Annotated in this window: 8 protein-coding genes; all 8 read left to right on the top strand. The window is 45.7% G+C overall.

Annotation, left to right across the window (positions count from 1 at the left end; genetic code table 11):
* The first annotated feature begins 14 nt into the window (after nt 1-14).
* Nucleotides 15-1,736: a phospho-sugar mutase gene (locus tag BN3279_RS07660; protein WP_059050045.1), complete on the top strand. Its 1,722-nt coding sequence runs from the start codon at nt 15-17 to the stop codon at nt 1,734-1,736.
* Nucleotides 1,737-1,760: 24 nt separating this feature from the next.
* Complete coding sequence (locus tag BN3279_RS07655; protein WP_059050044.1) at nt 1,761-3,779, top strand: DUF5693 family protein; 2,019 nt, start codon at nt 1,761-1,763, stop codon at nt 3,777-3,779.
* The gene (gene csaB, locus BN3279_RS07650) at nt 3,752-4,873 is read left to right on the top strand and encodes a polysaccharide pyruvyl transferase CsaB (protein WP_059050043.1); all 1,122 of its coding nucleotides are present in this window, start codon (nt 3,752-3,754) and stop codon (nt 4,871-4,873) included. Before BN3279_RS07655 ends, csaB begins: the two co-directional genes overlap by 28 nt.
* A 15-nt stretch (nt 4,874-4,888) precedes the next feature.
* The gene (locus tag BN3279_RS07645) at nt 4,889-5,650 is read left to right on the top strand and encodes a WecB/TagA/CpsF family glycosyltransferase (protein WP_059050042.1); all 762 of its coding nucleotides are present in this window, start codon (nt 4,889-4,891) and stop codon (nt 5,648-5,650) included.
* A 110-nt stretch (nt 5,651-5,760) separates the two neighbouring features.
* Nucleotides 5,761-6,885: a glycosyltransferase family 4 protein gene (locus BN3279_RS07640; protein WP_059050041.1), complete on the top strand. Its 1,125-nt coding sequence runs from the start codon at nt 5,761-5,763 to the stop codon at nt 6,883-6,885.
* Between the two features lie 249 nt (nt 6,886-7,134).
* A complete protein-coding gene (locus BN3279_RS07635; RefSeq protein ID WP_059050040.1) occupies nt 7,135-11,109 on the top strand; it encodes an S-layer homology domain-containing protein in 3,975 nt (1,324 codons plus the stop codon).
* Nucleotides 11,110-11,289: 180 nt separating this feature from the next.
* Entirely contained in the window at nt 11,290-11,631 is a 342-nt protein-coding gene (locus BN3279_RS07630) for a hypothetical protein (protein WP_059050481.1), read from the top strand.
* A 509-nt stretch (nt 11,632-12,140) separates the two neighbouring features.
* Nucleotides 12,141-15,134, top strand: a complete 2,994-nt coding sequence (locus BN3279_RS07625) for an S-layer homology domain-containing protein (RefSeq protein ID WP_059050039.1) — start codon at nt 12,141-12,143, stop codon at nt 15,132-15,134.
* Nucleotides 15,135-15,308 lie beyond the last annotated feature (174 nt).

Below are 15,308 nucleotides of genomic sequence, written 5' to 3'. Positions count from 1 at the left end.
GAGGAGAAACAGCCATGACTGAAATCAGCCAAGCCGTTCTGGAAAAAGTAAAAGGATGGTTGCAAGACCCGTCTATTGATGAAGGCACCAAACAGGAATTGCGTGATTTAGAGAAGACTAACCCCGTAGAACTAGAGGATCGGTTCTATCGGGATTTGGAATTTGGTACAGGTGGATTGCGTGGTGTGATCGGTGCAGGCAGCAACCGGATGAATCGTTATACGGTAGCCCGGGCTTCCCAGGGATTTGCGGAGTATATCTTGAAGGCGCATGCAGGCAAGGCAGGCCAACCTTCGGTTGTCATTGCTCATGATTGCCGTCACTTCTCGCCGGAGTTTGCGCTTGAAGCTGCTTTGGTATTGGCCGGTAACGGCATTGTAGCCAAGTTATTCCTATCGTTGCGTCCAACGCCGCAATTGTCCTTCAGTGTGCGTGATCTTGGTGCTACCGGTGGTATTGTTGTTACAGCAAGCCATAACCCACCTGAATACAATGGATACAAAGTATACAATGCTACGGGGGGACAGTTGGTTCCGCATGAAGCGGAGGAGGTCATTGACCGGATTCAGGCTATCTCATCATTTGCGCAAGTGAAACGTCTTAGCCGTGAGGAAGCTGAAGCCCAAGGGTTGCTTGTTTGGCTGGGAGAAGCTGAAGACGAAGCATTTGCGGAAGTGGTGGCAAATACTAGCGTGAACCGTGAACTAATGGCCGCAGGGGCTGCCAAGGATGTGGTCGTGGTCTTCACTCCACTGCATGGAACTGGGAATTTGCCGGTGCGACGCGTACTTACGAAAATCGGTTTTACCCAGGTTCATATTGTGAAGGAGCAAGAACTGCCTGACGGCGATTTCCCTACCGTGAAGTCTCCGAACCCGGAAGAACGGGAAGCTTTTAAAATGGCTATTGAACTTGGCAAGCAGGTGGGGGCTGATCTGCTTATTGGTACAGACCCTGATGCGGACCGGATGGGAGCCGTGGTAAGAACGGCTGATGGAGAATATGAAATTTTGACAGGTAACCAATCCGGCTCTTTGCTCGTTCACTATGTACTTAGCCAAATGAAGGAAGCCGGAACGCTGCCGAAGAATGGTGCTGTAGTAAAAACGATTGTAACTAGTGAGCTAGGGGCTGTAATCGCCTGCCACTACGGAGCAGAGGTATTTAATACGCTGACGGGCTTCAAATATATTGGCGAGAAGATGAACGAATTTGAAGCCAGCGGAGATTATACTTATTTATTCGGTTATGAGGAAAGCTATGGTTATCTGGCGGGAAATTATGCCCGGGACAAAGATGCTATCGTAGCCTCCACGCTGTTCTGTGAAGCGGCAGCTTATTACAAGCGTCAAGGAAAAACGCTGTTGGATGTTTTGGAGGAACTGTATGCCCAGTTTGGCTACTACCGGGAGACTTTGGCTTCCCGTACGCTCAAGGGCAAAGACGGTTTGGCCCAAATCAACGCACTGATGGAGGAGTTCCGTTCTGCACCGCCGCAGGAGGTTGCGGGTGTAGGGGTTGCAGATGTGCTTGATTACACGCTTGGCCTTGATGGACTGCCGAAGGGCGATGTTTTGAAATTTTTGCTGACGGATGGTTCATGGTTCTGCTTGCGTCCTTCCGGCACGGAGCCGAAAATTAAATTCTATTTCGGTGTACGTGGAACCTCAAATGAGGATGCTAAGGCCCGATTGGAAGCGATGCAGCAGGAAGTGCTTGCCCGGGTAGATCGTTAGGAGATATTTTGAGGAGGTACCGAAGTGATTCAGAGTTGGCAACGATGGAATAACGTCTCCCGCAAATGGTTGTGGGTTTTAGTAATCGTGGGAATTTTGGCATCCTTGCCGATAATCGTACAACGGGTGCAGACGGAATCTTCTGCAAATAAAGTGGAGTTTGTCTTTAATTATCGGGCGTTGGTGGATATCGCGTCCTATCAAGCGGCTCCGGCAACCTATATGGATGAGCAACTGGATCGGTTAAAAGAAGCCGGCGTGACAACGATGGCGATGTTTGAGAGCACGCTGGATGAATTGTCGAAGACGCGTCGGATTATGGTCTTCAGTTCATTGGAAGCCGCTAAGCTGAACCAGAGTGTCATATCGCCTGATGGCAATTACACTTATATTGCTTTCACAAGTCAGGCGAATGAAGAACAATTGAGTTCATTAATTAGAGAAGCATTTGGTCAACTGGACGTGACGGTGGCTAACTGGAGCTATCAAAATCAGGCTGGACTGGCTATCGGTATGGGTATGGAGGAAGCACTCATGAAGCCGTTGCCGCTGGACCCAATCGCATTCTCTATGCTTCAGGATAAGGGTTTTCATATTCTCCCCCGTTTGTCGGACAACGTGCCGTACGATCAAGAGGCACTGGATGAACAATTAGGCTTTTTTGCCGAGCATGGGGTTACGCGTATTTTGTTTGACGGTGAATCTGTGAAGGGCTTCAATGAGGATGAGTCGAAGAACAGCTTGCAGGCTTTTGCTAATTTGCTGAATGAACATGAGCTTGGTATTGCGGTTATTGAGGGGCTGAAGGCACCGCAAAAAGGTTTTAATACCCTCGCTTATCTCACTGACTACAACGTGGTTCGTCTTCATTCACTGACGGACGGCGAAGCGGTTCAAAGTCCGGAAACGTTAGCAGATCGATTTGCGCTTGCGACAAAGGACCGGAACATTCGAATGATTTATCTTAACGCTTCCGCTTCCAAGGATGCTGCCAAGGCAGCGATTACGAACCCGATAGATAATTTGGTCCGGTCGTTGCAAGCTCCCGGGAATGCGGTTCAGCGTATTGAAAATAACGGCTTTGAGTTTGCTCCTGCGGAAGCCTTTAAGGTATACGATGCAAGCTGGCAAACTTATCTGAAAGCATTAGTTGTACTAGGGAGCGTAGCTTTTATTGCGTTATTAGTATCGTGTTTCCTACCTTCGTTAACCTTGGCTTCCTTTGTTCTAGGGTGGGTTGGCTCCGGCGGACTATATGTATTGCGCCCGGCTCTGCTCGAGCAGTCGCTCGCGCTATTTGCTGCAATTAGTGCACCAACGATTGCTGTGGTGCTGGCTATTCGTAAAGTAGAAGAGCTACGGGAGAAGCATCCCGACATGACAGGAGCACGTAGGCTGACTCATACCATCGTTTTGTATCTGAAAACCTCGGTATTGTCGCTCGCTGCGGTACCTTTTGTGATTGCTCTGCTGAATAACATTACTTATAGTCTGGTGCTGAATCAATTCCGTGGTGTTAGTCTGCTGCATCTGGCTCCGATATTGCTTATTGCCATTTATGTGTTCCTGTACCGTGGTAATTCCGTGGCCGAGGAGCTTCGCAACTGGTTGCGGATGCCGATTACAGTATTATGGGTTGCGATCGCTGCGGTTCTGGGTGTAGCTGCCTTGTATTATCTCTCTCGTACCGGAAATGCGGGAACGCTGTTGCCTGGGGAAGCTGCTTTCCGATCTTTCCTGGAAAATGCCTTTGGCGTACGTCCGCGCAATAAAGAATTTTTACTGGCGCATCCGTTATTTATCGTGGGCATCTTTGCTGCCTGTCGTTATCGTTGGCCGCTGTTCGCCATGATTTTGGCTGTGATGGGACAACTATCAATGGTGGATACGTTCGCGCATATTCATACACCGGCTGTCCTTTCCTTGATTCGCGGCGTGTTGGGATTAGGATTGGGCTTAGTAGTAGGGTTGATTGCCGTACTGGCTTGGCAAATCATTGAAAGGTGCTGGAGCAAATGGTCGCCACGACTGCTAAAACCATAGTTCTGTCGGGGTATTACGGGTTTCGTAACAGCGGGGATGAGGCGGTGCTTCAGTCCATTCTGTTAGCCTTGGAGGAAGAGGGCTTAACATCCGGTGTGGACATCAAGCCTGTAGTTCTGTCCATTGATCCGGAATGGACGAGCCGCACCTATGGGGTGGAATCTGTACACCGGATGAAACTCGGTGAGGTAAGGAAGGCTATAAAGAACAGCGATGGTCTGATCAGCGGTGGAGGCAGCTTGCTTCAGGATGCGACTGGATTGAAGTCAATCCCTTATTATTTGGGTATTATTAAGTTAGCACAATGGCTGGGCAAGCCCACCTTTGTCTATGCTCAAGGGATTGGGCCGGTGCACCGGAAGATGTTCCGCCCGCTCATCGCATCGGTCTTCCGCCGCTGCGACTATATCTCCGTGCGTGATACAGAATCGGCTGGATTGCTTCGTGAGATGGGACTCCGCGAGAAGGATGCCGTTAAGGTCGTCCCTGATCCGGTGATGGGGCTGACTCTGGAGGGGGCAGTTCCTGAGGCGCCAACTCCAGGAGCGTTGCCGATTGTGGGAGTGTCCGTTCGTTTCTGGAATGGAGAACGAACGGATCTGACGCAGCTCGCCGAAGGGCTTGCGCTGCTCTGCCGCCGCAGACCGGTGCATATCCGCTTTCTTCCTTTTCATTTTCCCGGCGACGACGAAGCTTCCCGCTTCGTAATGGAGCGGCTTGGAAATGTGGAAGAACGCGGCTGCACCGTGAGCATTGCGTCAGAAGCAGAGCACCCGCGGGAGATGCTGCGGGAAGTGAGCCGGTGCAGCCTGCTGGTGGGAATGCGGCTGCACAGCTTGATATACGCCGCCTCGCAGCAAATTCCATTGCTCGGCATCTCTTATGATCCGAAGATTGATCATTTTCTTGGACGGATCAGCAGTGTTCCGGTGGGAACCACGGAGGACCTGGACCCGAGAATTCTGGCAGCGGAGGGCGAACGTCTTCTGCAGGAAGCTGAAGCCTGGCGTAAGACTCGCGCAGTGCAGATCCATGAATTGAAGCGAGAGGCGCGGGTGCCGGCAGGGCAGATTGCCGAATTTCTAAGAAAGTAATGGGGGAGCACGAGGATGACCAAGATGAATCAAGGCATTCCTACAGTTTCGGTGTTTGGTGTTGCTGTAAGTAAATGGGGGATGAACGAGACGGTTGCTTATTTAACGGAAGCCATCTCTGCTAGGCAGCCACATCATATTATTACGGCTAACCCCATTATGATGATGGCAGCCCTCGAGAACCCCGAATATAAAGCGATGATGCAAACGGCGGAGTTGATTGTTCCAGACGGCAACGGCTTGGTATGGGCCGCTCGCAAAGGTGGCGATCCCGTAAAAGAACGAGTTCCCGGTTATGAACTGCTTCATGAATTAATGAAGCAAGGGGAACGGTTGGGGTGGAAGGTGTACCTGGTGGGCGCAGCTCCGGATGTGATTAAGGAGACTGCTCGCCGCTTGGCCTTGCAGTATCCTGGAACGGAAATTGTTGGTTATCGGGATGGGTATTTCTCCACTGAGGAGGACCGAGAGGTGATTGCCGGGATCATCAAGGCAGCGCCAGATTTATTGTTCGTGGCCCGTGGTGCAGATACGCAGGAGCCCTGGATTGCCAAATATAAGGATGAACTGCAAGTGCCGGTAATGATGGGGGTAGGCGGAAGCTTTGACGTTATCTCGGGACGAGCCAAGCGGGCGCCGATGATGTTCCGCAAGCTTCGGCTGGAGTGGTTATATCGTTTGCTGAAGGAGCCTACTCGATTCCCCAGAATGCTTGCGCTGCCGAAATTCGCTGTGCGTGTAATGCGCGAGAAAGAAAACCTAACGAAAATGGGCTAAAACGCTCGATTTCTATGGATTTGAGCGGTTTTTTGCACAAAAACGAGGTTGGAGTTTCTTTCTAAACAGAGTATAATTCATTCCGGCAGAACAATTGGAGGTCGAAATGCATGTTGATGATTTACATCATCGGGTTTATTGTTTCTCTTGGCTTGGCTTTGGGCCTAACGCCGCTCGTTAAGAAATTTGCTATTAAGGTCGGCGCTGTGGATGTTCCCAATGCACGCAAAGTGCATACGCGAATCATGCCGAGACTCGGTGGTTTAGGAATCTTCTTATCCTTTGTCATTACGCTCTTCTTGTTGCTTCCGTTTCTTCCGGATATTTTCACGGTACGCGAAGTGAACTTTATTAAGGCCTTCCTGGTAGGGGGCACATTAACGATATTGCTGGGGGCGCTGGATGATCGCTTTGATTTACCGGCAAAGCTTAAATTTTTAGTCCAGATTGCCACAGCTTGTGTAGTTGTGTTCGTCTTTGATATTCGTTTGGAATTTGCTAACATTCCGTTCCATACCTATGGTGCGGTGGAAACCTGGGTAGCTATTCCGTTCACAATTTTGTGGATCGTTGGCGTAACCAATGCCATTAACTTGATTGACGGCTTGGACGGTCTTGCTGCGGGTGTTTCGGCGATTGCGATTGGTACGATTGCCGTGATGGCTTTCCTGATGGGCAACATCGTGGTTGCGTTAATTTGTCTGCTGTTGCTCGGCAGCATCATCGGGTTTTTATATTTTAACTTTCATCCTGCGAAAATATTTATGGGTGACTCCGGGGCTCTGTTCCTGGGCTTTAGTTTATCGCTGTTATCGTTGCTCGGCTTCAAGCAGGTGGCCATTGTATCGTTCCTGACGCCACTCATTCTGATTGGTGTACCGCTGTCGGATACGATGTTTGCTATTGTACGGCGCTGGATGCAGAAGAAGCCAATCTTCTCGCCTGATAAGGGGCATCTACATCATTGCCTGCGCGAATTGGGCTTTAGTCACCGTCAGACGGTATTGATTATTTATGGTATTGCCGCGTTCTTTGGTGTGTTGGCAATTATTCAATCTTCGGCTGCCATGTACAACGCAAACTGGGTTACTTTTGTCGTTATCTGTGTCATGGTCTTCTTCTTGCAAATCGGTGCCGAGGTTATTGGGCTGATTGGTAAGACGAAGCGACCTGTGCTTGATTTTCTAGCTCGTCTACGGATGAAGGCAGGAGCAGAGCGTACGGGGACGAAGTAACGAAGCAGGGGCTTAATATGTTTTTGAATTGAGACGGATTTATCTAATAACATGACTGTTGAACCTCAACCCGTTGGTAACAGCGGGTTTTTTCTTTGAATCCAATTTTAATGGATTCTTCTTCATGTTTTTCCTAAATTTCTTCCACTTTTCGACCGATAACAAAGGTAAGTGACGTTTTTGGGGCCGCTTCCCGAGAGCCATTGTCGGGAGCATCACACACTACATATCAAAGGAGAGATTTATACCATGCAACGCTTGAAAAAGCCGTTTATCTGGCTGACTTTGCTTTCTCTGGTCATTACCCTGTTGCCGGCCTCGTTTACGCCGGTGGCGAAGGCAGCACTGTCTTCAACTACCTACTTCAGTCCTGATATTTTGGACATTCGTAAGACAGTAGGTCTGAAAACGAGCGGAACTGATAATTTAATAAGTAGAGATAATGTATACGTTGTAACCAGTCCTACATTGACGATTAACGGTACCTATTCCAAGGTATCGGGCACAAGCCTGAAGGCACAAATCGATCAATTGGTATGGGATGAGGCTAAAAAGGAATGGGTTGTTGATGGTTTGCGTACGGTGCCAGGCACCGTGATGCAGGATACAACAGACCCGGACAAGCGTTTTGTGGCTAGAGACCTGACTTTATTCGCTGGTATGAACAAGATTACGTTTACCGGGACGGTAGGGAATTCAGAAGGTTCTGAATCCTTCTACGTGCTCTACGACGCAATTCCTTACGTTTCTGAGTTAAGAATCGTAGGCGGTGGGCCTGCGGCAATTAATTTAAATGAAGGAACTAAAGTGGTTGTAACTAACCCAACCATCTCTCTGGAGGGGATCGTTAACAACATCACGAAAGTAGCGGTATCTGTTAATGACGGTACGCCACTTTCAACGGATGTATATAACGACCAGTTGTATTCTCCACCATTAACATTGGCTCCCGGTCTGAATAAGCTGAAGATTGTGCTCTCCAGTTCAGCCGACTCAGTGACAATCCTGCGAGATGTATATTATTTTGATGAGAACAATCCGTTCACGGATATGTATTTTGTGGATGCTAGTGGTACGCCACAAAAGGCATTTGGCACCAAACCGACGATTACTACTACTTTACCTGGCACGGTAAATATGATCATGCAGGTGCTGGTACCATATGCTTCATCGGAACTCGATTTCTCAGATGCTGATACGACGATTACTATAAACGGTAATACTCCCCCATACAGTGGCGAAGATATTGTATTGTTAAATACTGATTTAAGTGATGGTGGACAGGAAATTATCATTCCTGGTGCAGATGGAATAACGCCAACATACCGCCTTGTGACCTTCCGAGTAGACGGAATTCCGCTGGAAGAAGACACGAACGGCAATATTAAAGCAACACAAACGGCACAGATAACGTTGGAATATGGTAATTATACGGCTTCCTATACTGATGCTAAGTATGGACGCGCTACCTTCTCCTATCTTCCGGGGCAAGTTGTAATTACGGATATGTACTATCTTCCGGATTATGATGGGACTGCAACGGATATTAGCGATTTTAATATGCTTCCATTAAATGGCGCTGAAGTGAGTGATTCGAGCTTTTATATTATGGTTAAGGCAAATGGTACGCCAGGAACACTGACAGCCGACTACCTGCCATTAGGGGCAAAAAGCTTGAGTTTAGGGAGTCCTGTGGCAAGCAATGTTATAAGGGGTGGGCAGCCATTACCTAACACCCAAATCTACAAAGTAACTAACTTTGCTAATGGCCAGCAGCAAGTACAGTTCAGGTATTCAGCTTCTGCGCCGTACAATGTCAATATTTCTTATGCTTCAAAGAGTTATATCTATATTGATAATCTGATTGATGGACAAACCTATACCTTTAACTCAAAAGTGACGAATACCTTAAAAATCTCTGGTCGATATGTTGGCTTTGAGAATATTGACAGTGTTCAATATACGGTCAATGGTATTAGTGGGACTAATTTGAACCAGGGGACCGGAGAAAATGGCGATGGTCCGACGGTTGAGTTGGATCTTGGTGATGGAAATGCATTCTCACTCGAACTTAACATCAAAACTACAGGTCCTTTGATCTACGGAGAAAACAGACTGGTATTTACCGGGATTTCTCTAGATGCAGCAGGTAATGAGAAGCTTGTCCGTAAAGACCTGCGGATCTATATTATTGATGAAAATGTATCTAATATTAATAAATTTCAGCCTGCCAGCATCCCAGACCCTGAATCATCACGCGTGGTCTTCCCAACGGCTGATGAATTCGGAAATGACACCGATGCCTTAAGTGAAGCCATTGCTAATATCTTCAAGCTGTCGACGGAGTTCACCTTCGTTGATCCAGGTTATGAAACCTCTGAGAAGGAATACGATTTGCTCATTCGCGGAGGAGGAGCAAGATTTGTTAATGTCTACATGGGTACCGAGAAAATATTCAGCAAGGAAGGCATTACTGAAACAATAGCGGCTGAAGTTGGCGCAAGCAATAGCAACAGCAAATACACCTATGATTTTGTGGGGAATGAAAGTGACTTTATTTTGCGGATTCGTGGTCTGAAATTCGATGCTCCTGGAACACAGGTATATAACCTTGAGCTAATTAATAATACGGGGGCACGGACTAACCAACGCTTGGAGATTACTCGTGTGCTTGATGCACTCCGCTTGTTAGCTCCTGTGCCTACGGTGGGCGATAAATTTGTGGTCAACAAGAACTTTATTCGATTTGATATCGAAGCAGAAGGAGCGGACTCTGTAGTCATCGGCAAGGGTGAAGCTATTCGTCGTCCCGATTTAGGTCCGGATCGCTTCGTTTATGACTATGTGGGCCTCAAACCTAACAAATCAACCAAAATAACGGTTGAGGCTGTTCGGGGAGGCGCGACTTCCGAGAAAACCATTGAAGTGTACTACACCAGTGAGATCGCTATCGATTCGCAGTACATGGCTGAAAAGGTAGGGACAAAATATAGTGCGTTCAATAAGACGCTGGAGTTATCCTTCCCTAAAGGAACGATTCTTCAATCCGCTGCACTTGATGCCAACCGAATCACGAAATTTTACCCTGACAATAAAATTTTGTTTGGGATTGCGGATCCTAAAGATGGTGTAGTTGAACGGAGAAATGATTACGGTGCTTTCATTAACCGTGGTAGTGAATATAATAATGTAGTTATTCCTGATAACCTGGTCTACAATTTCAACTACAACGGGACTACCATTAACTTTACGCGTGTGTCCCAAATCATGTGGGTAAATGGTGGAGTAGGCGAGTTCGGAAATAGGGGAGATAGCGGGTACCTGCCATCCACTAACGGGCTGGCTCCTTACTCGACAGAAGGTTACTTTACACGCTTCGATACTCTGCGCAAGCTTGTTCCTTCCCAACGGGGAGAGATCACGATTAAATTTGATACCAATGTAGTGGATGATGCGGGTACAACCGTAACTATGTTCCGTTATGTTGACAAGGGTGGTCAAGGCGTATGGGAGAATATTGGCGGTGAGGTAGACACCAAGAGCAACACGATCACGGCTCCGTTTGACGAGTTTGGATATTATACAGTCATGAAGCTGAACAAGAGCTACAGTGACGTCACTAATCACCCGTGGGCAAGAAATATTTTAACTGCCTTGTATTCGAAGGGAATTATGAACCGCTTGCGTGTAGACGCCTTTGGAGCGGATGATCAAACGACCCGCGGTGAGTTTGCTGCACTGCTGGTGAAAGGATTAAGCTTGCCTCTGAATTATGAAGGTACGCCAACATTCTTTGATGTGGGTTCGACTTCGGGGACGACAACCTGGGATTATAAATACATTGAAACGGCAGCCAGAGCAGGGATTATCACAGGTAGAACCGAAGGCTTCTTCTCACCAAACGTTCCGATTACGAGACAGGATGCTGCGGTTATGATTGCCCGTGCAGCAGATTTGAAGTTGGCTATCAATGATGATAAATTGAAGACGAACGTAACCAAATCCTTCTTGGATGGCGGTAGTATTGACCGTTATGCGCTTCCGGCTGTACAAGCTGTTACGAAGGCTAAAATCATGTCAGGTAGCCCAGTGACACTGGAAGGAGCCAAGAAGCCTTCTTATAACTTCAACCCAACCAGCAATATGACCCGTGCTGAAGCCGGCAAAATTGCGGTAGAGCTGTTTAAGAAGAGCACAAGCTTGTTCCCTAAAAACTTGAGCTAGATTGTTTTCAAATTAGAAATAGGCCTCTGAACTGTGACCCGCAAGAAGGACGCTTTGTAAGAAGCTGTCCTTTTGCGGGTCCCTTATTGTATTACCAATTACATCTTTTTGTAATTTGGGGAGCTTTGCGATACAATAGGCAGAGTAATAGACATTATGCAAAAGGGTGAACTTGAACAGATGAAACCGATTTTATCTAAACCTCAACTAGGTTACTCCAAGGCAAAGCGTAAATTTGAGGATAAATCCAAAGTGTTGGAGAAGAAAATTGAAGAGACGGCTAAATTGCAAGAGGTAACCCAGGAGGTTATGGAAGGGCTTGTAGTTGAAACCGGTTTTCATGAGGCATTTACAGCGCTGCGTGCGGCTGAGAATGAATTGATTGAGTGGTCCCGCATCACGATGACGCATGAGAAGACATACAAGGACAATAAAGAAGCAGTTGATAGCATGTACGAGAAATTGAATAGTGATCCGCAGATGCGAGCTCGTATCATCCAGTTGGCCATGAGAGTCAGATGATTTGCCGAACGATTGTTACGAGTGTTGTCCATAGGACGTCCTAAAAAAGGACGTCTTATTTGTCATGTCTGTACATATATTAAGGATAGTGCGAATTGGGAAAAGTTGCTTAATGACTGACATATTTCGGCATGATATACTAATTTCCGTCAGTAGGTAGTGAAGTAAAAAAGATCAAATTGAGGGTATTCCTAGAAAAGTTACAATCTCGCAATTTTTTTTCGAAATCCCCGCAACTTTTTGAAATCTGCTGCGTTTAAGTTGTAGAGCATGACAATGACGACCAATTTAGACATGGCAATACGTTCCTCATAGGGAAACTTGTCTATCTATTAGAAAAATTAGCTTTACGGCACTTGGGACTCATTGTATAATGTTTAGGTAGGATTAGGAAACTAGTCTATTTCTACATTCTACTAATTGAATTGGTTTACAAGTTTCTGCGATTTTATCGCAGACCTAATTTATAGGAAACCTGCTCAGGCTCTGGAAAGGGGGTGCAATGGCTAATGAGTAACACGAGCTATTCATTTAAAGAAAATTCTCATTTGTTAGTTAATCAAGGAGGAGAAAAAAAGGTTATGAAGAAAATTTTATCCGTAGCTCTGTCTACAGCAATGGCATTCTCTATGTTTGCTTCTGTAGCTTTCGGCGCCGAAGCTAATTTGTCGCCTGAACAACAATTTAACGCTTTGAAAGAAGCTGGTATCGTTACTGGCTACCCAGATGGTTTGTCCCACCTGGAAAGAACTTTGACTCGTGCTGAACTGGCTAAAATCGTTGTTAACGCAATCGCTTTGGAACCAGTAACAGGCGTGGCTACTTACAAAGACCAAAACTACAGTGCTTCCCACTGGGCAGCTCCTTACATTGAAGCAGCTACTGCAGCTGGTATCCTTCAAGGTAAAGACACTGTAAAAGGTTTGTTCGATCCATCGGGTAACGTAACAGTTCAAGAACTGGCTAAAGTTCTGGTAACTGCTTTGGAACTTGAAGTTCCTGCTGATGCTGAAAACACTGCATCTCCATGGGCTAAAGGTTATGTAGCAGCAGCAGTTGAAGCTGGCTTCATTGCTGAAGGTATCAACTACCAAGCAGCAGCTACTCGTTCCCAAGCTGTAGTTGCAGCTTATGCAATCTACGAAAACGCTCAAGTACCTTCCGTAGCTTCCTACACAGTTTCCGAAGGTGGTAAAGTTGTTGAATTCAAACTTTCCAACGACGAAGTTGTAAAAGTTGAATTGGAAACTGCTTTGGTACCAAACAAAGAAACTGAAGTTAAATTCACTCACAACGGAACTGAGTACACTGCAAAAGTAACTTATGTTACTACAGCAGCACAAAAGGTATCCACTGTTGCAGCAGGTAGCCTGAAAGAAGTTGTAGTAACTTTTGACGGTACTGTAGATGCAGTTACTGCAGAAAATGAAGATAACTATTCTATTGATGATGTAACTATCGATAGCGCTACATTGTCTGAAGATGGAACGCAAGTAACGCTCTTGCTGACTGAGGACAGCGATGCATTGGAGAACAAAGAAGAATATACTTTGTCCGTTAAAGATGTTCAAAACTCTGATGCTACTGTAACGTTTGATTCCGAAGTTAAATTCACTCCAGTTGATGTGACTGCACCAACAGTTTCTGAGGTAGTAAGCTTGGGGACAAGTGCTTTCAAAATCAAATTCAGCGAGCCGATTAACCCGGATGATGCTCAGGATCCTTCCAACTACTCCATCGATGGAGGAACAATTGCTGGATCGATTGAATATTCTTATCCAAATACAGTAATCGTGAATGCTAACCTTTCTGTTGGTGAACACACTATTGCTGTGAGCAAAGTGAAGGATTTCTCCGGTCTTGTAATTGCTCCAGTAGAGCAATCATTTGATGTGGTTGAAGATACAGCTGCTCCTGAAGTAGAATCGATCAAGTCTAACGACCTTAAGGAACTGGTTATTACATTTGACGAAACTATCAAGAACATTGATGAAGTTTACGCAAATGTTACATCTAACGATGCTGCTTCAATTAAAATTAATGACAATGTAGTTACTGTTAAGCTGGATAGCGCAATGAGCTATACTGCTAATACAATCTACATTAAAGGTGTTACAGACTACAGTGGTAACTCTGCAGATCGTACTGCGACAGTTACACCTACTATTGATGTTGTTCGTCCTGTTATCGTAAATAGCGATGTTGAAAAAGATGGTGATGACTACATCGTTTGGTTGAAGTTTAACAAAACGATCGATCAAACAGATGCTGTTGACGCTAGCAACTATGTCCTGAAGGATGCTGATGGTGATGTTGCTGATACAGCCTACACTGATGCTGATGGCAATCCTCAATTGGCAATTGAATTTGATCTTGATTCTGAGAAGGAAGTAAAAGTTAACCTGGGTAGCGACTTGGATGCAGCTAAATATACCTTGACTGTATCGGGTATTGTTGATACTGCTGTTATCTCCAACACCATGTTGCCACAAACAATCAGCTTTGACTTGTCAACATTGGCTGACAACAGCCTTGATAAGGCATGGGTGACTGGTGACTATCTGTACTTGAACTTCTCTAGCTCAGTAGCTACATCGGGTAATGGTACAGCTCTTGATAAAGCTAAATATTACATTGATGGTGGTAATTACTACGATGGTACTGTGCGTTTGTATAACTCAGATACAGTACGCTTGGCACTGAAAGATTTCAAAACTCCGGTTTCTTCAGTTGCAACAGTCTACGCAAGCTATATTAAGAATGCTGATGGTGAGTACTTCACTAAGGGATCTTCTTACTTGCTTGATGTAGCAGTGACTAACGTTGCAGCAGATATTAAAGATTCTTCTGTAGTGAGTACAACGAAGGTTACTGTTGAATTTGACAGCAAGCTTGCTAGTGTCAATAAAAACGACTTCACAGTTAATGGTGTACAACCAAGCAATGCTTCGTTGTCCAGTGACAAAAAGACTGTAACATTGACGTTCTCTGGTAATAACGTTCTGTCCAAAGCAGATAGTGTGTTCGCACTGGACATTGCTGCAGACTCAAAAACTAGAGACGTTTATGGAAATTCAATTCTTCCGCAAACTGGATATTCACTTAATGACGACATCGCTCCAGAAGTAACATCAACTAACTTTGCTACTCCTGTAGCAAATGTTACTAATGCAACCTACGAATTCAAGTATACTGTTAGCGAGAATATCGAAGATAAATCTCAAACTGGCACTAAATACACTCAACTGTATGTGAAAGACCTGTTTGATATTAGTCTTGACGGTGCAGATGACTTAGAAGCTGCTAACTATACGATTTCTGTAGAAGCAGATGCAAATGGTAATGATCGTGTACTGGTAATTGCTATTGACCAAGCCGAACTTAGTGGTGTTAAAACTGTTTCCATCAGCTTTGCTGGCGGAAAAGGTGCAATCACTGACGATGCTGGTAACGATCTGAAGTCCTTCTCAACTGTAAAAAGATATACTGTTTCTCCATTCTAATTGAATTTTCAAATCAAAAAGGCGGACCCTCACGGGGTTCGTCTTTTTGATTTGAAATTATATTTATTGGTAGGCTAAGTGTTTTTAAGAATTTTCAGCAATATTTCAGCCTTCTCTGTTAAACTTTTTTTAGTTTGGCGCGTATATAGTATATAGGACTAAAAAGTAGGAGGA

It is taken from the genome of Paenibacillus senegalimassiliensis, assembly GCF_001486585.1.
In the GTDB taxonomy this organism is placed as follows: Bacteria; Bacillota; Bacilli; order Paenibacillales; family Paenibacillaceae; genus Fontibacillus; species Fontibacillus senegalimassiliensis.
The sequence above is the reverse complement of the archived record's forward strand: the minus strand, read 5'-3'. Positions and strand labels throughout refer to the sequence as shown.

What these genes read in the sequence shown, in the direction of transcription:
- BN3279_RS07660 (WP_059050045.1), top strand. Translation starts at nt 15, where the DNA reads ATGACTGAAATCAGCCAAGCCGTTCTGGAAAAAGTAAAAGGATGGTTG.
- csaB (WP_059050043.1), top strand. Translation starts at nt 3,752, where the DNA reads ATGGTCGCCACGACTGCTAAAACCATAGTTCTGTCGGGGTATTACGGG.
- BN3279_RS07645 (WP_059050042.1), top strand. Translation starts at nt 4,889, where the DNA reads ATGACCAAGATGAATCAAGGCATTCCTACAGTTTCGGTGTTTGGTGTT.
- BN3279_RS07640 (WP_059050041.1), top strand. Translation starts at nt 5,761, where the DNA reads ATGTTGATGATTTACATCATCGGGTTTATTGTTTCTCTTGGCTTGGCT.
- BN3279_RS07635 (WP_059050040.1), top strand. Translation starts at nt 7,135, where the DNA reads ATGCAACGCTTGAAAAAGCCGTTTATCTGGCTGACTTTGCTTTCTCTG.
- BN3279_RS07630 (WP_059050481.1), top strand. Translation starts at nt 11,290, where the DNA reads ATGAAACCGATTTTATCTAAACCTCAACTAGGTTACTCCAAGGCAAAG.
- BN3279_RS07625 (WP_059050039.1), top strand. Translation starts at nt 12,141, where the DNA reads ATGAGTAACACGAGCTATTCATTTAAAGAAAATTCTCATTTGTTAGTT.